This window comes from Janthinobacterium sp. EB271-G4-7A, assembly GCF_020858075.1.
GTDB lineage: Bacteria > Pseudomonadota > Gammaproteobacteria > Burkholderiales > Burkholderiaceae_D > Janthinobacterium > Janthinobacterium lividum.
Genome location: NZ_JACYMI010000002.1, coordinates 319,129 through 338,397, shown reverse-complemented (window position 1 = coordinate 338,397; position 19,269 = coordinate 319,129). Strand labels below are relative to the sequence as shown.

Sequence of the window (19,269 nt, the reverse complement as noted above, 5' to 3'; positions counted from 1 at the left end):
CATGCTGGCCAAACTGTCCGCCTTCAAACCCAATCCGGCCAGCGACACGCCGCTCTACATGCAGCTGGCGAACATGCTGTCGGACGGCATCGCCAGCGGCGACTGGCGCGCCAACCAGGCCTTGCCTTCCGAGCGTGTACTGTCGGACATCCTGGAAATTTCGCGCGTCACGGCGCGCAAGGCCATCGACATGCTGTGCGACCGGGGCATGCTGACACGCAAGCGCGGCTCGGGCACCTACATCACGCCCAAGCTGGAACAGCCGCTGTCGCGCCTGACGAGCTTTTCGGAAGAGTTGCGCCAACGGGGGTTTACCGCCGGCTCGCGCTGGCTGCAGCGCGATATCGGCTCGGCCGCGCCGCTGGAGCTGCTGTCGCTGGGATTGTCGCCGCACATGCCGGTGGCGCGCTTGCGCCGCCTGCGCACGGCCGACGAAGTGGTGATGGCGATCGAAACGACCACCATCCCCGCGCTCTACATGCCGGACCCGCAGCAGGTGACCGATTCGCTGTACGGCTACCTGGAGTCGCGCGGCACCATCCCGATGCGCGCGCTGCAGCATATCCGCGCCGTCAACGCCACGGCGGAACAGGCCAAGCTGGCCAATATCAAGACGGGTGAAGCCATGCTGCACATCACCCGTGTCAGTTATCTCGACAACGGCGCAGCGGTGGAACTGACCCACTCGTATTGCCGCAGTGATTATTATGAATTCGTAGCGGAGTCGCGCAGATGAGCAGCACTATCAAAGGCAATATCCTTACCCCCGGCGGCTGGATCCACGGCGCCATCGCCTTCGGCGAGCGCGTCGACAGCATCACGGGCGAATCCCTTCACCCGTCGGGCAACAGCGACGACTATATTTTGCCGGGCTTTATCGACCTGCACGTGCACGGCGGCGCCGGCAAGGACATCATGGAAGGCGGCGAAGCCGTCTACACCATCGCGGCCATCCATGCGCGCCACGGCACTACCAGCCTGCTGGCCACCACCATGACGGCGCCGCCGGAAGATATCGACATGGCCCTGACGGCCATCGGCATCGCCGCCAACCACCGCCGCCCGAACACGGCGCGCGTGCTGGGCGCCCACCTGGAAGGCCCGTACATCAATTCCGGCAAGCTCGGGGCGCAGCCGAACTATGCGCGCGCCGCCAACCTGGCCGAAATCGAACGCCTGCAGACCCTGGCCAAGCTGCGCGTCATTACCGTCGCGCCGGAAATCGCCGGCCACCTGGAACTGGTGCGCGCCCTGGCCGACGCCGGCGTGCGCGTGCAGATCGGCCACACGCTCGGCTCCTATGAAGACGGCGTGGCCGCGCTGGAGCATGGCGCCATGGGCTTCACGCACCTGTTCAACGCCATGAGCGGCCTGCACCACCGCGAGCCGGGCATGGTCGGCGCCGCCCTGGCGCACGCCGAATACGCCGAACTGATCCCCGACCTGCTGCATGTGCATCCGGGCGCCATCAAGGTGGCCCTGCGCGCCATCCCGCGCCTGTACTGCGTCACCGATTCGACCGCCGCCACCGGCATGCCGGACGGCGAATACATGCTGGGCCGCCACGCCGTGCAGAAATGCATGGGCGGCGTGCGTCTGCCCGACGGCACGCTGGCGGGCAGCACCCTGACCCTGGACCAGGCGCTGCGCAACCTGGTGGGACTGGGACTGGACCTGGCCGACGCGTCCAAGCGCGTGTCGACCAACGCCGCCGATTACCTGGGCCTGGAAGAACGCGGCCGGCTGGCCCCCGGTACTTACGCCGATCTGGTGGTACTCGATCGCGATCTCAAACTCAAAGCTGTGTATATAGAAGGAGAAATCTGTGACCTCAATGATGCTTAAAGAAGCCATTTCCGCCGCCGAATGCGTCGCCCTGCAACTGGCCAGCGACACGGAACGCTACGCGGAACTGGGCCGCAAATTGAGGAGCACCTCGTTCTCGACCGCGCTGACCATCGCGCGCGGCAGCTCGGACCACGCCTGCAACTACGTCGCCTACCTGATCATGGCGCGCCTGGGCCGTGTCGTCGCGTCCTTGCCGATGTCACTGGTGACCCTGAACAAGTCACCGCTGGTGACGCGCGACACCCTGGCCATCTCGATCTCGCAATCGGGCCAGAGCCCTGACGTGGTCGAGCCGATCCGCTACTTCCGCGACGGCGGCGCCACCACCGTAGCCCTGGTCAACGATATCGAGTCGCCGCTGGCGCACGCCGCCGAATGGGCCATGCCCCTGCGCGCCGGCAAGGAACAAAGCGTTGCCGCGACGAAGAGCTTCATCACCAGCCTGGTCGCCGGCGCGCGCATGGTGGCCCAGTGGCAGAACGACCCTGAACTGCAGGCCGGCCTGGAAGCGCTGCCTGAAGCGCTGCTCGAAGCAACCCGCGTCGACTGGTCGCCCGCCATCGACGTGCTAGCTCCGGCCCGCAACATCATGGTTGTGGGACGCGGCATCAGCTTCCCCGTGGCGCTGGAAGCGGCGCTGAAATTCAAGGAAACCTCGGCCCTGCAGGCGGAAGCCTTCAGCGGCGCCGAAATCAAGCACGGCCCGATGGCCCTGATCGAAGACGGTTACCCGCTGCTGATTTTCGCCACGCGCGGCCCAACGCAAGCCGGCCTGCTGCAGCTGGCAACGGAGATGCGCGGCCGTGGCGCCAAGGTCTTGCTGGCGGCGCCAAGCGATGTGGCCGAGCGCGACCTGACCCTGCCCGTGGCGGCCACGCCGGACCTCGACCCGATCGTCGCCATCCAGTCCTTCTACGTGATGGCGGCGAAACTGTCGGCCGCGCGCGGCATGGACCCGGATGCGCCGCGTCACCTGAGCAAGGTCACGAAAACCAATTAAGCAGTACCCGGCAACCCGCCCCCGGCACGGGGCGGGGCTGCCGGCAGAAGCACCCGAATATAAGCGACGGCAAGGGCATGTACCCGCGCCGCGGACTCATGGACATTGGAGCGCCACGCTCCAGGATAAAAATGACGATCAAGAGACTGTTGGCGGTTGTTGCCTGCGCGGGCCTGCTCGCGCCGCAGGCATGGGCTGCCGAGAAAATCGAATTCTGGACCTTCAGCATGAAGCCCAAGTTCACGCCGTATTTCAATGCGGTGGTGGCGCGCTATGAGGCGCAGAATCCCGACGTCAAGATCGAATGGATCGACTTCCCGTGGGACGTCATCCAGACCAAGCTGGTCACGCGCATCGTGGCCGGCACGCCGCCCGCGCTGGTCAGCCTGAACGTGCCCTGGGCCGACGAATTTGCGCGCGACGGCTTGCTCACGCCCGTCGATGGCCTGATCGCGCCAGCGCGCGCCAGCTACATTCCCAGCGCCCTGGACGACTTGCGCTTCAAGGGCCGCACCTACGGCTTCCCCATGTACAGCAATGTCGCGGTGATCGCCTTCAATACCGCCATCTTCAAACAGGCGGGACTCACGCGCGGCCCCGCCAGCCTCGATGAACAGCTGGCGTACGCGCGGCAGATCGCGCAACGCACGGGCAAGGCCGGCATCGCGCCCGCCCTGTCGAAGATCGATGGCCTGTTCATGCAGCAGGGCCTGGCCGTCATCACCGGGAACCGCGCCGTCTTCAATTCGCCGCAGCACGTGGCGCTGGTGCAGAAACTGGCCGACACCTATAAAGTGGGCGGCCTGCTGAAGGAAAGCCTGTTCGCCGAAGACAATTTCCCCGCCGTGATCGACGCCTACAAGGGCGGCCGCCTGGGCATGCTGCTGGCGCCGCCCACGGCCATGCAGCGCATCCGCGGCGATGCGAAAGACATCTACGCCATCACCGACGTGGCGCCCGCGCCGCTGGGTCCGACCGGCATCGCCGACGGCGGCTGGCTGGTGCACTTCGCCATTCCGAAAGGCGTGCCGGCGCGCCAGCTGCCATCGGTCGGCAAGTTCGCGCGCTTCCTGACGAACGACGAGAACCAGCTGGCCTTCGCCAAGCAGGCCAGCGTTTTCCCCACCACGGTGAAAGCGGCGGCCGACCCGTTCTTCCTCGCCACGCCGCAGAACGCGGGTGCGGCCGAAAAGGCGGTGGCCGCCGGCGCCCTGTCGATGGGCCACTCGCGCACCCTGTACGTGGCCGGCATCGACGACTACGACGAGTTGCGCCGCTCGCTGGTGAAAGCCGTCGAGGCGGGCGTGACGGGCAAGCAGGATGTGAAGCAGGCGCTGGACCAGGCCGTCGCCATCTGGAACCGCAAGCTGGCCACCCTGCCGCGCCACTGAGGACGCCATGAAACTTACCCACCGCCATACCGTGCAAGCCTGGCTTTTCCTCACCCCCGCCCTGCTGCTGCTGGCCGCCTTTTCCTTCTGGCCCGTCGGCTACGGCTCCGTGCTGGCCTTCACCGATTACAGCCTGATACGCGAGACGCGCTTTGTCGGCCTCGATAACTTCCGCTACATCTTCAACAACGAGATGTTCGTCTCGGGCCTGAAAAACTCGCTGATGTTCTTGCTGATGGTGCCCTTCGTGCAGGTGGGCGCCATCGTGCTGGCCGTGCTGGTCAACAACCGCCTGCCCGGCATCCGCCTGTTCCGCGCCGCCTTCTACGTGCCCGTGGTGACCACCGTTTCCGTGGTCGGCATCATGTGGGGCTTCATGTTCCACGAACAGGGCGCGCTGAACTACGTGATGATGACCTTGAAGCTGGTGAACGCGCCCGTGGGCTGGCTGTCGAACGACAGCCTGGCCCTGTTTGCCGTGATGTTCGTCACCCTGTGGCGCGGCCTGGGCTGGTACATGGTGATGTATCTGGCGGCCCTGCAATCGATCCCGTCGGACATGCAGGAAGCGGCCATGCTCGATGGCGCCAACCGCTGGCAGCGCTTCTGGAAGATCACCGTGCCGATGCTGCGCCCCACCATCATGCTGTGCTCCATCCTGTCCGTGCTGGCGGCCCTGAAGGCTTACCAGGAAGTCGATGTGCTGACCCAGGGCGGCCCGATGAATTCCACCTTCACGGCGCTGTACTACGCCTACGACCAGGGCCTCAAGCACTTGAAACTGCCGCGCGCGCTGGCGGCCAGCTTCGTCGTCTCGCTGTTCTGCATCGGCATCGCCCTGCTGTGTCTGCGCTACCTCAAACCGAAGCACCGCTGACAGGGAATGACCATGACAACCCGTTCCCGCTCCCTGAAAACGCGCCTGCACATACTGGGCCACTATGCCGTGCTGTGCGCGATCGCCGTCGTCTGCGTCTTCCCCTTCTGGTGGACCCTGGTGACGGCCATTTCCACGGAAGGCAATATCTTCGCCTTCCCGCCCACCTTCTGGCCGAAGGCGCCGTCCTTCGACAACTTCATCGAAGTGTTCAATGCGATCCCGATCTGGTCGTTCTTCAAGAACTCCGTGCTGATCGCCGTGTTCACCGTATTCTGGAAACTGCTGCTGTGTTCACTGGCCGCGTATCCGCTGGCGCGCCTGAAATTCCGTGGCCGCAAGCTCGTGTTCGGCCTGATCCTCGCCACCCTGGTGCTGCCGTCCGAGGTCAACTTCCTCGTCAACTTCATCACCATCACGCAAATGAGCCTGGTCGATACCTACACAGGCGTGATCCTGCCCAACGTGGTGACGGCCGTGGCCATCTTGCTGCTCAAGCAGGCGTTCGAGGAAGTGCCGCAAGACCTGATCGACGCGGCGCGTGTCGATGGCGCTACCGAGTGGGTGATCTTCAGCCGCATCATGCTGCCGCTGATTACGCCATGGCTGGCCACCGTCGGCATCCTGACGGCCGTCGAATCGTGGAATGAATACATCTGGCCGTCCATCGTCATGAGCAAACCCGATGAATTTCCCCTGTCGGTGGGCGTGCTGTACTTGCGCGGCACCTTCGGCAGCAGCACGCGCGTGATCGCCGCCGGCACCCTGATCACCATCGTGCCGACCCTGCTCGCCTTCCTGTTTACCCAACGCTTCTTCATGCGCGGCATGGACGGCGCAGTCAAATGAAAACGTCTCTCGATAAGGAAGCTCCCATGCACGACCAGCGCATCAGCATCAGCAAAAAAGTCCGCAGCCCGATTTCCTGGGTGCCCACCTTGTACTTCGCCCAGGGCTTGCCGTTCTACGCCGTGGCCCTGGTGGCTGGCCTGATGTTCAAGAGCATGGGCGTGCCGAACGACCAGATCGCCCGCTGGACGGGCCTGATCGGCTTTGCCTGGGTCTTCAAGTCGCTGTGGAGCCCCTTCCTGGAACTGGCGTCGAGCAAGAAGACCATGGTGGTGCTGTTCCAGTTCGCCGGTGGCCTGAGCCTGGGCCTGATCGCGCTGGCCCTGCAAACGCCGCTGTGGTTCGCCGCCTGCATCGCCGTGCTGTTCGTCGCCGCGCTGGCCTCGTCCACGCACGACATCGTCTGCGACGGCCTGTATATCGCCAGCCTGTCGGACAAGCAGCAGGCGGCCTACGCGGGCTGGCAAGGCGCCTTCTTCAACGCGGGCAAGTTCATCTCGCTGGGCGGCCTGGTGATCCTGGCCGGCTACCTGGAGAAAAAAATCGGCATCAAGCCCGCCTGGTCGGTGATCTTCCTGATCATCGGTGCCATGATGCTGTCGCTGGCCGCGTACCACCTGTGGGCGCTGCCGCAGGTGCGCAATGCGGCCGTGGCCGACAAGAGCGTGGCCGGCATCAGCCGCACCCTGTGGGACGTGCTGGTGGACTTCCTGAAAAAGCCCGGCATCTGGGGCATGATCGCCTTCATCATCCTGTTCCGCGCCGGCGAGGCGCAAGTGCAGACCATCGGCCCGCTGTTCCTGCGCGAAGCACGCGAACTGGGCGGCCTGGGCCTGTCGACGACGGAAGTGGGCGCCGTGTACGGTACGGCCGGCACCGTGGCATTCCTGCTGGGCAGCATCGGCGGCGGCTACTTCACTTCGTGGCTGGGCCTGAAGCGCGCCATGTTCTTCCTGATCCTGGCCATGAACTTGCCGAACCTGGTGTTCTATTACCTGAGCCACAGCATGCCGACCGACCTGACCCTGATCACGGCCGCGCTCAGCGTGGAGATGTTCGGCTATGGCTTCGGCTTCGTCGGCCTGATCCTGTTCATGATGCAGGTGGTCTCCGTGGGCAAGTACCAGACGGCCCACTATGCGTTCGCCACCGGCGTGATGCAGCTGGGCTTCGTGCTGTTCAAGATGATCAGCGGCGACATCCAGACGGCGCTCGGCTACAAGACGTTTTTCCTGTGGGTGCTGGTGTCGGCCGTGCCCGTATTGATCCTGTCGCGCTTCATGCGCATCGGCCCGAAGGATACCTCCGACCAGTCTGACGCCGGCGCCACGTCCGCGCCGGCCAGCGCAAGCTAGGAATCGCACAGCCCATGGCACACATCGCATTAAAGAATATCGTCAAGCTGTATGACGACAAGCACCCGGTCATCCACGGCATCGACCTCGATATCCGCGACGGCGAGTTCGTCGTCTTCGTGGGGCCCTCCGGCTGCGGCAAATCGACCCTGCTGCGCATGATCGCCGGGCTGGAAGACATCACGGATGGCGAGCTGCATATCGGCGGCAAGCTGGCCAACGATATCGCGCCGGCCGAGCGGGGCCTGGCCATGGTCTTCCAGAGCTACGCCCTGTATCCGCACATGACGGTGTACGAAAACATGGCCTTCGCCCTCTCCCTGGCGGGACACAAGAAGGCCGAGGTGCGCGCCGCCGTCGAGCGCGCGGCCGACATCCTGCAGATCACGCCACTGTTGAAACGCAAACCGAAGGACCTGTCGGGCGGCCAGCGCCAGCGCGTGGCCATCGGCCGCGCCATCGTGCGCAAGCCACAGGTTTTCCTGTTCGACGAACCGCTGTCGAACCTCGACGCGTCGCTGCGCGTGCAGATGCGCGTGGAAATCTCGCGCCTGCACCAGGAACTGAAAACCACCATGATCTACGTCACGCACGACCAGGTCGAGGCGATGACCCTGGGCGAGCGCATCGTCGTCTTCAATGGCGGGCGCATCGAGCAGGTGGGCAGTCCGCACGCGCTGTATAACAATCCCGGCAACCTGTTCGTGGCCGGCTTCCTCGGCGCGCCTAAGATGAACTTCATCGCTTGCACGGCCGTTGCCAGCGGCCCCGGCTCGGTGGCCGTGCGCCTGCCCGGCGGCGCCGTCATCGACGTCGAAGCGCAGGGCGGGAGCGTGGCGCCGGGCGACGGGCTGACCCTGGGCGTGCGCGCCGAGCATGTCAGCCTGCAGCACGGGGACAATGCGGACGGCAACGTGATCGAGGCGGCCGTCAGCCATGTCGAATACCTGGGCGACGTGGCCATCGTCTACGCCAGCATGCCAGGCGTGGCCGAGATGCTGGCCGTCAAGCTGCCGGCCGAGGAAGGCTTGCGCCACGCGGGCGACGCCATGCGCCTGCACCTGCCAGCGCAGCGCTGCCTGCTATTCGATGCCGCAGGGCAAGCCCTGGCACGCACGTTTGCCGCACCCGCTCAGCCGTTTATGTGACAATAGCCGTTTTGTATCATGCCGCTTCTGTTTGACTTACGCAGGCAGAACGGCAGAAATGTGTTTTTCGAGCTTCCTTGCCCCTCTGGCAATGCCACTGCACGATGTTGCGGTTGCCAGTGCAGGTGCGTATTTTTGTTATTGATTGAAGGATAACCCATGTCCCAATTCCGTCTTGCCCGTCTTAGCCTGCTCCTGGCCGCCATCGGCCTGAATGTCCTGCCATCCCTGTCGCACGCGCAGGATGCCAAGCCAGCCGCCGCCGCGGCTGCCGCTCCGGCCGAATCGGTGCGCCCTGAAGTATTCAAGCTGCTCGATCCGACCGCCGTGAAGGCATCGATGGATGCCAAGAACTACGCCGACGTGCAAAGCCGCATCGACCAGGCTGCCGCCATTCCGGCCCTGACGCCGTATGAAACGTTCGTGCTGAACCGCCTGCGCGTGGCATTGGCATCGGCCACCAACAATGCGCCCATGGCCATGACGGCACTGGAAGCGGTGATCGAATCGGGCAAGCTGGAAAAGAACGTCAAGGGCGATTTCATCCAGGCGCTGGCCAACTACCACTACAACGCCAAGGATTACCCGAACGCCATCAAATGGTTCACCCGCTACCAGACGGAAACGGGCGATGTCGCCAGCGTACGCAAGTACATCGTGCGCGCCTATTACCTGGGCAATGACTTTGCGCGCGCAAAGCAGGAATTGTTGGCCGATATCACGGCACAACAGCAAGCGGGCAAGACACCTAGCCTGGAAGAATTGCAATTGCTGGCCAACACGGGCTCGAAAAGCAAGGATCCGGCCACCTACCTGATCGCCATGGAAAACCTGGTGCGCTACTACCCGTCGGACGACTACTGGACCGACCTGCTGGGCCGTTTGCAGGGCAAGGCCGGCTATTCCGACCGCTTCGCGCTGGACGTGCTGCGCCTGCAATTCCAGGCCGTCGGCACCATGTCGCCGCAAGATTACAGCGACATGGCTGAAATCGCCTTGCAAAACGCCTTCCCGACGGAAGCGAAAAAAGTCCTCGACGCCGGCTTTGCCAAAGGCGTGCTGGGCACGGGCGCGAATGCGGCCAAGCACAAGAAACTGCGCGACCAGGCCAACAAGGCTGCCGCCGACGATGCAAAAAACATCGCCAGCGGCGAAGCGTCGGCCATGAAGAGCAAGGATGGCACGGGCTTGATCAACCTGGGCTACGCCTTCGTGACGATGGACCAGTTCGACAAAGGTATCGACCTGATCCAGAAAGGCATCGCCAAGGGCGGCCTGAAACGTGCTGAAGACGCCAAGCTGCGCCTCGGTTACTCCTACGCCATGGCTGGCAAGAAAGATGACGCCATCAAGGTCCTGGAAACGGTCAAGGGCGGCGACGGCGTGGGCGACCTGGCCCGCTACTGGATCCTGTGGCTGAACCGTCCTGCCACGGCAGCGGCGGCACCGGCAGCAGCGGCACAGTAATTCCCGCTCCGTCCAGCATGCGCAAGGCAGTTCCCGGCTCAGGCCGGGGCTGCTTTTTTTTCGACCTTTTTTCATCCTTCCATGCCGCCAGCCACTGTCGCCACCGCCACCGCCGCCGAACGATTGACCAGCCTGGACGCCTTTCGCGGCTTCGTGATCGTCACCATGATCTGGGTCAACTACCTGGCCGGCATGCCCGGCATTGCCTGGTGGCTCGAACATGCGGGTCCCCGCGCCGACGGCATCAGCATGCCGGACCTGGTCTTTCCCGGCTTTCTGTTCATGGTCGGCATGGCTATTCCGCTGGCCTTGCAGCGCCATTGCGGCCACGTCACGCCAGCCCTGCTGGGACGCCTGCTGTGGCGCTCCGCCAGCCTGATGCTGGCCGGCGTGGTGCTGGCGAACGCCTACCGCTACGATGCGCAGGCGGCGCTGCTGCCGCACGCCGTGTATTTCCTGCTGTTTTACGTGGCCATGATCCTGCTGTGGCGCCAGGGCGCGGGCAAGCTTGAGCTGGCTGCGGGCGGCGCCCTGATGCTGTTCCTGCTGGCGACGTTTCGCGGTGAATTGAATGCGGAATTTTCCAGCACCTGGCTGCAACCGTCCTGGTGGGGCATCCTCGGCATGATCGGCTGGTCTTACCTGCTGTGCAGCCTGCTGTACCTGGCATGCCAGGGCAGCGGCACGGCGCTGATGGGCATGCTTTCCCTGCTGATCGCACTGTACATGGGCGGCATGGCGGGCAGCCTGGATTTCCTGCCGGCGGGTATCAACGGGTTTGTCAACGTGCCGCAAGTGCTCGGTTCGACGGCGGCCAATGTGCTGGCCGGCACCCTGGTGGGCCGGCTGTTCCTGCGTGGCGCGGCATTGAACCATGCCCAGAAGATACGTTTCATGGCGTGGTTCGCGCTGGGCCTGCTGGTGGCCGGCCTGCTGCTGCGGCCGTATCACCACATCAACAAGATCACGGCAACGGAATCCTACACGCTAGTGTGCAGCGCCATCATCCTGGCCCTGTTCCTCGTGTTTTATGTCGTCATCGACGTGTGGCGCTGGCGTGCCTGGGCGGTGGTGCTGTTGCCCGCCGGAACCAATGCCCTGTTCGCCTACATCGTGCCCGACCTGTGGCAGCAACTGGCAACCGTGCTGCACCTGCCGCACTTCTGGTGGCCGTATCTTGAAACGGGCGGCGCGGCCGGCCTGTGGAATGCCGCCGCCGTCACCGCCCTGATGCTGCTCTTCACGGCCCTGGCCACACGCCATGGCCTGAAGCTGAAGTTTTAGACCTTGATATAGATCTTGCGCTTGTCCATGCCGTAGGCGATCAGCCAGCACAGCAGCATGAAGCTGACGGCAAACAGCAAGGAGCCCACGCGCGCCGGCGCCCAGCCCGTAAACCACTGCTGGTACAGCCACTGGTAGAGGTTGCCGCCACCGATGCGCACGGTAAACGCGATGATCACCAGCACTTCCGACACCAGGTAGATGAACAGGGTGTTCTTGCCGAAGACTTCAAAAAAATACGTCCAGCCCGTGATCTTGCGCACGTCGATGATGAACATCAGCAGCGCCAGCAGCAGCAAGTCCAGGCCGATACCCAGCATCACGTAAGAGCTGGTCCACAGCTTCTTGTTGATCGGAAACACTTCATTCCAGCACAGGGCCACCGCCCCGCAAATGGCGCCGGCCACGGCCAGCTGATACAGGCTCGAGCGCAATTGCATCGGTGCCGCCTGGCGCAGGAAGCTGCCCGCCAGGTAGCCGGCAATCACATTGACGATAGCTGGCAAGGTGCCGAGGATCCCTTCCGGATCGAAGGCGATGCCTTCGCCGTGGTACAGGTGGCTGTCGCCCAGCAGGATCAGATCCAGCTTGGCCGGCGCGTTGCCGTGCAGGCTGTAGTCGCCCCAGGTCGCCAGGATGGCCCAGTAGCCAAGCAAGGCGCAGGCGCTGAAGACCAGCGCGCCCCGCGTCTTCCAGCAATGGAGGATCAGGGCGGCGGCCAGGTAGCACACGGCGATGCGCTGCAGCACGCCGGGGATGCGCGTGTGCGACAGGGGCGACCAGGCGAACTGGCCCGCATCGTCGAGCTTGAAGAAGGGAAACCAGTACAGCAGGAAGCCCAGTAAAAAGATCAGCGCGCTGCGCTTGCACAGCTTGGCCAGCACGGCGCCATGACCCAGGTTTTCATACTTGCCCAGCGCAAAGGCCAGCGCATTGCCGACGACAAACAAAAAGCTGGGAAAGACCAGGTCCGTCACTGTAAAACCATGCCATTCGGCATGCAGGAACGGCGCATACACGCTGCCCCAGTCGCCCGGCGTATTGACGACGATCATCAGGGCGACGGTCAGGCCGCGCAGGACGTCGAGGGCGAGGTAACGCTGGTTCATGGCTGCGCCCCCTTCAGAATAGGCGCCAGGGCCGTGCCCAGCACCTGCTGCGCATCGCCGCTCAATTCCCAGAACATGCCACCGCGCAAGCCCTTGTCGCGGATATAGCGCACTTTACGGGCCACCGATTGCGCATCTTCATAGCTGATGAAAACGCCGCTGTCGCGGTTATACAGATACGGCACTTGCGATGCAGCATTCCAATGGCGCTGGAAACCGCGCGCGCCCTTGCCATCGACCAGGTAACCCTGCTCGAGCAGATGCCGGTACGTGAATGTCGGCGTACCGTCATTGCCGCTGGCCGCGCCCTGGCAAGGCTGGTACAGGCCGTCACCGCGGGGACCGGCGGCGCACTGCTTCCAGCCATAGCCATAGAAGGGCACGCCCAGCACCAGCTTGGCGGCAGGCACGCCGGCGCGCAGGAAGCGCGTCACGGTGGCGTCCGCGTGCAGCCCCTTGTCGCGCTGCGGGTCGGCGGGATCCGCATACAGGGGTGCCAGCTGGCCATTCTCGGCATCCCACACGCCACGGTAGTCATACGTCATCAGGTTGATCCAGTCCAGCTGTGCCGCCAGGCGGACGATCCAGCCCGGCGCGGCGTCGCTGTCATCGGTCAGGCTGGCATGTGCGCCAGCGGCGATGGTGATCAGGTAATGGCGGCCGGCCGCCTGCTTGCCAGCCTGGTCGAAGGCGCTGCGCAATTCGGCAACCAGGCGCACATAGTTTTCCTTGTCGTCGCCGCGGTGGCAGACCTTGCCTTCGATGCAGGGAATTCCCCCCGTGGCCGGGTGCTCCCAGTCGATATCGACGCCATCGAGGCCATGCCGGCGCACCAGCTCCAGCGCGGAGGCGATGAATACCCGGCGCGCGGCAGGCGTGGCGGCCACGTCCGAAAAGCGGTTCGACCAGATCCAGCCGCCCACCGACAGCAGGACGCGCAGCCGCGGATTGCTGTGTTTGAGAGCATTGAGTTTGCGCAAGTTGTCGGCATCGGTTTGCGGTGCCGACAGCACGATGCTGCCATTGGCCGGTCGGGACGGCTTGCCGTCCGCATCCAGGCAGGCGCTCACGCCGCCGCCATCGGGCGCGGGATTGCCATGTTCGCCATCCCAGCAGATGTCGGCGAACGCGTACTGGATCAGGCTGACATTGCCAGCGCGAATATTGTGCTCGTTAACGGGAAAATCGGCCGATTTCCAGCCGGGATAATAAGCCACCACTTCCGGCGCAAAGGCCGGAGCGGCAGGCGCGGCGGAGGCGGCCAGTGGCAGCGCGCAGGCGAAGCAAGCCAGCATTGCGTGTAATGTCATCGGATGTATCCCACCATGTAAAGAAAACCATCTTGCAATAAAAAAATGGCGGAGCCAGCTGCGCTCCGCCATTGTCATGCCATCCCGGGTGTCCGCCGGGAGGCATCAACTACATAAAACGTCTTACATCTTGCCTTGCAGTGCCAGGTAGATCTGACGGCCGTTCTTGTAGAACGCGCCCGGCATGTCATCCGAACCTGGGGTCTTGATGGTCGAACGCGACAGTGGATTGTTCAAGTCCTTGCCGTCCAGGGTGATGGCCAGGTTTTCCGTCAACTGGTAGGCGATCGATGCGGACAGGCCGCCGATGCCAGCCTGGTAGGCGGCGCTGCGACGCGAGGTGCCGTTCAGGAATTCCGAACGGTAGCTGTACGTCAGGCGTGCGCTGAACTTGTCGTTTTCAAAGAACGCGCCAATGTTATACGCATTTTTCGAGGTGCCGATCATCGTGCATTCGCCGAAATCACCGCATGGCGAACCCTTGACGTTGCCCGTTTCCTTGCCATCGGTATAGGTGTAGTTGGCGTTCACACCGAAGCCTGCTGGCAACGCTTGCACATACGACAGTTCCAGGCCTTTGACTTCCGCCGTGGTATTGGTTGGCGTGCCAACTTCATACTGGGTGAACTTGTTCTGCAACTGGTTGTAGAACGTCGTCACACCTTTGCCGTAGGTGACATACCCATCAAGCGACGAGTAGAAGATACCAGCCGAGACCATCGATTTTGGCGCGAAGTACCATTCCACGCCGATGTCGGCGTTGTTCGAACGGATAGGACGCAGGTTAGGATTGCCGGCGTTGCCGTCGAGCTGGTTGTCGCGCAGATCCAGGCCAGCCATCATGCCCAGTTCAGGACGGGCCATGGTGCGGCTGATACCGAAACGGCCGATGATATCCTTCGTCACATCCAGGCGGAAGTTGGCGCTAGGCAAGAAATCGTTATACGTGTTGGTGTAGTTCTTGATTTCGTACTGGGCAGCCGGGTTCAGCTCGTAGCGGTTGACGTCTTCCTTGGTATGCACATAGCGCACGCCAAAGTTACCCGACAGGCCTTCCGTGCTGAAGTTCGCCATCGCGTAGACCGACTGGGTCGGTTCCTTGATGTTGAACTCGGACTGGCGCAGGTTGCCTTCATACGTGGCGTTATCCTTGAGCCACTTGTTGACGCTCGCTTGCGAGAACGTCCAGTAGCCGGCGCCGTTCACGCCCAGGTCCTTGAAGTTGCTCGGGAACGAGGTCAGGCCATCCATCGGCAGGTTGGCGGTGACGCCCAGCGATGGCTTGGCGACGATGCCGATGGCGGTCAGGTCACGCTTGTGTTCCGCGACGCGGGCACCGAATTCCACCGACGAGATCGCTGGCAAGTCCAGTTTCAGGATACCGTCGATCTGGCCATAGGTTTCCTTGTCGTTCGCGGTGACGTGCGAACCGTAGGTGTAAGGTGTTGCCTGACGGCCGCCGATCGAGAACTTGTTCGCGCCCGGGGTATCGTAGATCACGCCATGGCTGGCGCCGTTCTGGGTGTAGCCGCCGCCCGTCCAAGGCATCCAAACGCCCAGCGCGCCGCTTTCCGTGTTGCCCACGCCCTTGGTCGTGCCGACTTTACCCGAGAAAGTCAGGCGGTCATTGACGCGGTATTTGGCATCGATGTTGAAGAAGTCGGACTTGCTTTCCGCCACAGGACGGCTGAACTCTTCCTGCACTGCGCTGGAATAGCCGGCGCAGATGGCGCCGCAATTGGCTGGCACGGTGGTGTGCAAGCCGGTAACGATACCACCCTTGTAGGTGCCGCTGACGTTGCCGACAGGATAACCGCCCTTGCTGCCCGTTTCCAGGCCCACGGTCTGGATGAAGTTATGGTTGATGTTGGGGGCGTCGAGTTCGGAGTGGAACAGCGTGAAGTCCAGGGTCAGCGCGCTGCTCGGCTTGATCTGCACGTCGATCAGGCCGCCCTTGCGGGTGCGTTCCTGTTCGAACCAGGCGGTGCCGCCCATGTAGTTGACGCGGCCACCGGCCGAACCTGGCAAGGCGCCAGCGACTGCCGAATCCGCGGCAACGCCGTCATACCAGACGCCATTTTCCTGGCCGACGCGGCTCAGTTTGCGCTTCTGATAGAAGCCCTGCAGCATCACACCCATGGTGTTGTTATCGTTCTTCCAGTTCAGCATGCCGCTCACTTGCGGATCTTTCTTGCCCGAGTTGGACGAGTACACGGCGCCCAGGCTGACCTGGCCCGTAATTTGTTTCTTGAAGTCCAGCGGTTTGCGCGATTCGATATCGATCACGCCCTGTGCGCCGCCTTCCAGCAGGTTCGCTTGCGAACCTTTGTGCACGGTGACGCGGCCGATCAGTTCGGAAGGGAACAGCGAGAAGCTGACGCTGCGGCCACCGCCGATGATGTTGTCGGCAAACCAGTCGCCGCTGCTGACCGAGTGGCCATTGAAGGTGGTCAGGGTCAGGCCGAACGGTGTGCCGCGCAGTGCCACGCGGTCATTTTCGCCAAAGCTGCCTTCGTTGCCGCCTGCGGCGGCGACGCTGACGCCGGGCACGCGTTGCAGCGAGTCGGCGATGTTTTTATCAGGCATCTTGCCCACGTCTTCAGCCGTGATCACTTCGACCAGGCTGTCGGAATTGCGTTTTTGGTTCAAGGATTGTTGCAGCGATGCACGGATACCCGTCACGACGACGGTCTGGCCTTCGTCAACTTCGGCCGCTGCTGCCGGCTTGGCTGCCACGGCTTCCTGCGCATGCGCCGAGAAACTCGCGCCTGCCATCAACATAGCCACAGCAGCGGCGATAGGCGTCAAATTGCGTGCTGCAGAGCTAGCTGTCAAATTGCGTTTCATGTACTCCCCCTTGATTTAGGCTCCAGGATTGGATCCTTTTCATTTTTAATGTAGGTCTTCTTTCCAGCCGCCCACTCTCGCCGGCATGCTGCAGACCCTTCGGCACAACCACTTACAAAACCAATTCAACGCCAATATACTACTATCCAATACCAGAACACTACCAGTTGCAACTTTTTTTTTATAACGTTGCTTGAATCACACAGACCACTTTATCTAAATCAATCCGTAGCCCGTATGAGCAGGCTAAATCCCAGCGAAGCCAGGCATAAATTGCTGGCATGACAATTCAAATTGGTTTTATAACGGCCTTTTTTGGTATTATCCAGCGACACAAAACAGATACAGAGCGCGTCTGCAACGCGCCGTAACGGAGACCCTCAGCGTATGACAACCCTGGCTCACATCATGCAAGGCCTGGGGCAGACGAGTAGCCTGCCCCTGTACCAGCAACTGCAGCGCGCGCTGCGCGAAGCGATCGACAAGCGCATCCTCGGCCCCGAAGAAGCCCTGCCGGCCGAGCGCCAGCTGGCCAGCGACCTGTCCGTCTCGCGCATCACCGTGCGCAAGGCGATCGATGGCCTCGTCAACGAGGGCTTGCTGGTGCGGCGCCCCGGCTCGGGTAATTTCATCAATACGCGCATCGAGAAAAATTTCGCCAAGCTGACCTCGTTTTCCGAGGATATGCGGGCACGCGGACGCACGCCGCGCAGCGTGTGGCTCAAGCGCGCGGAGGGCACCGTCACGCCGGAAGAGGCCTTGCGCCTGCGGCTGTCGCCGGGCGCGCCCGTGTACCGCTTCCACCGCATCCGCTATGCGGACGAGGTGCCGATGTGCCTGGAATACGCGACCATCGTCGCCAGTTGCCTGCCGAACCTCGACGCTGTCGATATCTCCATGTATGACGCGCTGGAACAGGCGGGCAACCGGCCCGTGCGCGCCTTGCAACGGCTCAGCGCCTTGTTGTTGACGGGGGAGCAGGCCAGCCTGTTGCAGGCGGAGGAAGGCGACGCGGGATTGTCGGTGGAAAGACTGGGCTTTTTGCGCGATGGCCGTGCCGTGGAATTTTGCCGCTCCTACTTCCGCGGCGATATGTATGACTTCGTGGCTGAATTAAGTACCAATTAATACCAGCTGCCCGAATTTCTGAATACCAGATAAAACCACTTATTGCAGTGCAATATATATGCCGGCATCGCGGCTATATATGCACGACAATGGTGCAATCATCGGCGGCGATTATGAGTCTGCGTGCGGAGAATATAAAAGAACGCCGCGCAATGCGGTTTTGCGCATCGCAGCAAAACGGTGATTATCCGTCAGGAAGCGGGCGCGGCGCGGCGGCCCACGCACAGCAAAATCACGCCCAGCGCCACGCACAGCCAGCCGAATAGCGGCCCCAGCCATCCTGCCCAGGTAGCGACGCTCGGGTGCGCCGGCAGCGGCGCCAGCACGGTACTGCCCGGCATGGCGCTGCTGGCCCGCTCCGCCAGCACGCGTCCATATGCATCGCTGACCGTCAGCACACCCTCGCGCGCCGCGCGCAGCACGGCATAACCGTTTTCCACGCCGCGCACCACCGTCATGCGCGCCCCCATCCAGGCGTCCAGCTGGAAATCCCAGGCCGGCACCAGCATCGCCTGCGCCCCGGCCGCGCCATACGCCTGTCCCAGGGGCGCGAAATGCATGTCCTTGCAGATGGCCAGTCCCATGGCCATCCCCGCTACCGGCTGCACGGCATAGGCGTTGCCGGCAAGAAACTCGCGCTCGGGCGGCGCCAGATGATGTTTTTGATAGCTGACAGGCACCGCGCCATCGGGCGCGAACAGCCACGCCAGGTTGCGCCGGCCGGCAGCGTCCTGCACGCCCAGCCCCAGGGTGATCCACACGCCCGTGCTACGCGCCAGCGCCTGGAAACGCTGTTGCACGGCGTCCGCCTGCGCTGGGGCCAGCACGGCTATCTTTTCCGGCAACAGCACCAGCTTGGCGCCCTGCCCGGCCAGTTCTTCGACATGGCGCGCGTACTGCTCCCAGATGGCTTGTGCGCGCGCTGGCGGCGTGGCCAGGCCGATAAAGTCATCGATGGCCACCAGCCCCGCCAGCGGCCCTGCCGGCGCCAGTGCCGGCGCGCCCTGCACGCGCCAGGCACCACCGGCAAACGCCACCGCCAGCAGCAACACGGCAGCGCCCGCCGCTGGCGCATACGCGCGACCGCCTGCCAGCAGCAAGGCCAGCGCGGAGGGCGCCAGGCACAGCAAAAACAGCAGGCCAGGCACGCCCGCCAAGGCCGCCACCTGCAGCACGGCAAGGTTATCCGCTTGCGAATACGCGAGGCTGCCCCAGTTACCATCGGGCAGCAAGGCCGCCATCAGCGTATCGATGGCCACCCACAGCACGGGATACGCCAGTACCGTCCAGGACGCCCGGTAGCGCAGCACGAGGCGCCGCGCGGCCAGCACCACCAGCAGCCATAACAGTGCCTTGACGGCGATCACGGCCAGCACGGCCGGCAAGGGCATGAGCAGGCGGAAATAGGCAAAGTTCGATGACAGGCCCAGCACGGCGGCCAGGAACGTCATCCAGGCCGCATCGCGGCGCGACGAGCGCAGGGCCAGCCACAGCACGGGCAGCGGCGCGCACCAGGCCAGCCAGCCCAGCGGCTGCGGTCCCAGCACCCAGTGAAGGGGCAGGCCCGCCGCCAGCGCGGCGGCGGTTTGCAACAGGCGCTGGCGCAGCGCGGTGCCACCGGCAAACGCAGCCGATGCAGTCAAGGTCGGGAACATG

At 63.4% G+C, this 19,269-nt stretch carries 15 protein-coding genes; 11 read left to right on the top strand and 4 right to left on the bottom strand.

The genetic code is table 11. The annotated features are described in order from the left end of the window. Position 1: 1 nt before the first annotated feature. The 10 genes from IGS58_RS19000 to IGS58_RS18955 all read left to right on the top strand — a co-directional run bounded on the left by IGS58_RS19000 (position 2) and on the right by IGS58_RS18955 (position 11,219). Positions 2 to 736 (top strand): GntR family transcriptional regulator, encoded by a 735-nt coding sequence (locus IGS58_RS19000; protein WP_052140116.1) that lies wholly within the window; start codon positions 2 to 4, stop codon positions 734 to 736. Next, the gene (gene nagA / locus IGS58_RS18995) at positions 733 to 1,845 is read left to right on the top strand and encodes an N-acetylglucosamine-6-phosphate deacetylase (protein WP_230522386.1); all 1,113 of its coding nucleotides are present in this window, start codon (positions 733 to 735) and stop codon (positions 1,843 to 1,845) included. The genes IGS58_RS19000 and nagA overlap by 4 nt, the downstream gene beginning before the upstream one ends. Next, entirely contained in the window at positions 1,835 to 2,848 is a 1,014-nt protein-coding gene (locus IGS58_RS18990; protein ID WP_034781837.1) for an SIS domain-containing protein, read from the top strand. Before nagA ends, IGS58_RS18990 begins: the two co-directional genes overlap by 11 nt. A 131-nt stretch (positions 2,849 to 2,979) precedes the next feature. Then, the gene (locus IGS58_RS18985) at positions 2,980 to 4,239 is read left to right on the top strand and encodes an ABC transporter substrate-binding protein (RefSeq protein WP_230522385.1); all 1,260 of its coding nucleotides are present in this window, start codon (positions 2,980 to 2,982) and stop codon (positions 4,237 to 4,239) included. A gap of 7 nt (positions 4,240 to 4,246) precedes the next feature. After that, a complete protein-coding gene (locus tag IGS58_RS18980; RefSeq protein ID WP_034781832.1) occupies positions 4,247 to 5,116 on the top strand; it encodes a carbohydrate ABC transporter permease in 870 nt (289 codons plus the stop codon). A 12-nt stretch (positions 5,117 to 5,128) separates the two neighbouring features. Then, a complete protein-coding gene (locus IGS58_RS18975; RefSeq protein WP_080753349.1) occupies positions 5,129 to 5,965 on the top strand; it encodes a carbohydrate ABC transporter permease in 837 nt (278 codons plus the stop codon). 26 nt (positions 5,966 to 5,991) lie between these two features. Continuing rightward, entirely contained in the window at positions 5,992 to 7,320 is a 1,329-nt protein-coding gene (locus IGS58_RS18970) for an MFS transporter (RefSeq protein WP_052140085.1), read from the top strand. A gap of 14 nt (positions 7,321 to 7,334) precedes the next feature. After that, entirely contained in the window at positions 7,335 to 8,468 is a 1,134-nt protein-coding gene (locus tag IGS58_RS18965; RefSeq protein WP_230522384.1) for an ABC transporter ATP-binding protein, read from the top strand. Between the two features lie 159 nt (positions 8,469 to 8,627). Continuing rightward, the gene (locus tag IGS58_RS18960) at positions 8,628 to 9,935 is read left to right on the top strand and encodes a tetratricopeptide repeat protein (RefSeq protein ID WP_070257505.1); all 1,308 of its coding nucleotides are present in this window, start codon (positions 8,628 to 8,630) and stop codon (positions 9,933 to 9,935) included. 81 nt (positions 9,936 to 10,016) lie between these two features. After that, on the top strand, positions 10,017 to 11,219 hold the full coding sequence (locus tag IGS58_RS18955) for a DUF5009 domain-containing protein (RefSeq protein WP_230522383.1): 1,203 nt from the start codon (positions 10,017 to 10,019) through the stop codon (positions 11,217 to 11,219). On the opposite strand, the gene IGS58_RS18950 is transcribed toward IGS58_RS18955, so the two are convergent. The 3 genes from IGS58_RS18950 to IGS58_RS18940 form a co-directional block, all read right to left on the bottom strand. Next, a complete protein-coding gene (locus IGS58_RS18950) occupies positions 11,216 to 12,328 on the bottom strand; it encodes an acyltransferase family protein (RefSeq protein ID WP_230522382.1) in 1,113 nt (370 codons plus the stop codon). The genes IGS58_RS18955 and IGS58_RS18950 overlap by 4 nt on opposite strands. Further along, a complete protein-coding gene (locus tag IGS58_RS18945; protein WP_230522381.1) occupies positions 12,325 to 13,638 on the bottom strand; it encodes a glycoside hydrolase family 18 protein in 1,314 nt (437 codons plus the stop codon). The genes IGS58_RS18950 and IGS58_RS18945 overlap by 4 nt, the downstream gene beginning before the upstream one ends. Before the next feature lie 123 nt (positions 13,639 to 13,761). Continuing rightward, positions 13,762 to 16,413: a TonB-dependent receptor gene (locus IGS58_RS18940; protein WP_170846469.1), complete on the bottom strand. Its 2,652-nt coding sequence runs from the start codon at positions 16,411 to 16,413 to the stop codon at positions 13,762 to 13,764. A 459-nt stretch (positions 16,414 to 16,872) separates the two neighbouring features. Between IGS58_RS18940 and IGS58_RS18935 the strand changes: the two genes are divergently transcribed. Next, the gene (locus IGS58_RS18935) at positions 16,873 to 17,613 is read left to right on the top strand and encodes a GntR family transcriptional regulator (RefSeq protein ID WP_034781815.1); all 741 of its coding nucleotides are present in this window, start codon (positions 16,873 to 16,875) and stop codon (positions 17,611 to 17,613) included. Between the two features lie 191 nt (positions 17,614 to 17,804). Here the strand turns inward: IGS58_RS18935 and IGS58_RS18930 are convergent, their stop codons facing one another. Further along, positions 17,805 to 19,268, bottom strand: a complete 1,464-nt coding sequence (locus IGS58_RS18930; protein WP_230522380.1) for a carbon-nitrogen hydrolase family protein — start codon at positions 19,266 to 19,268, stop codon at positions 17,805 to 17,807. Position 19,269: the final 1 nt, after the last annotated feature.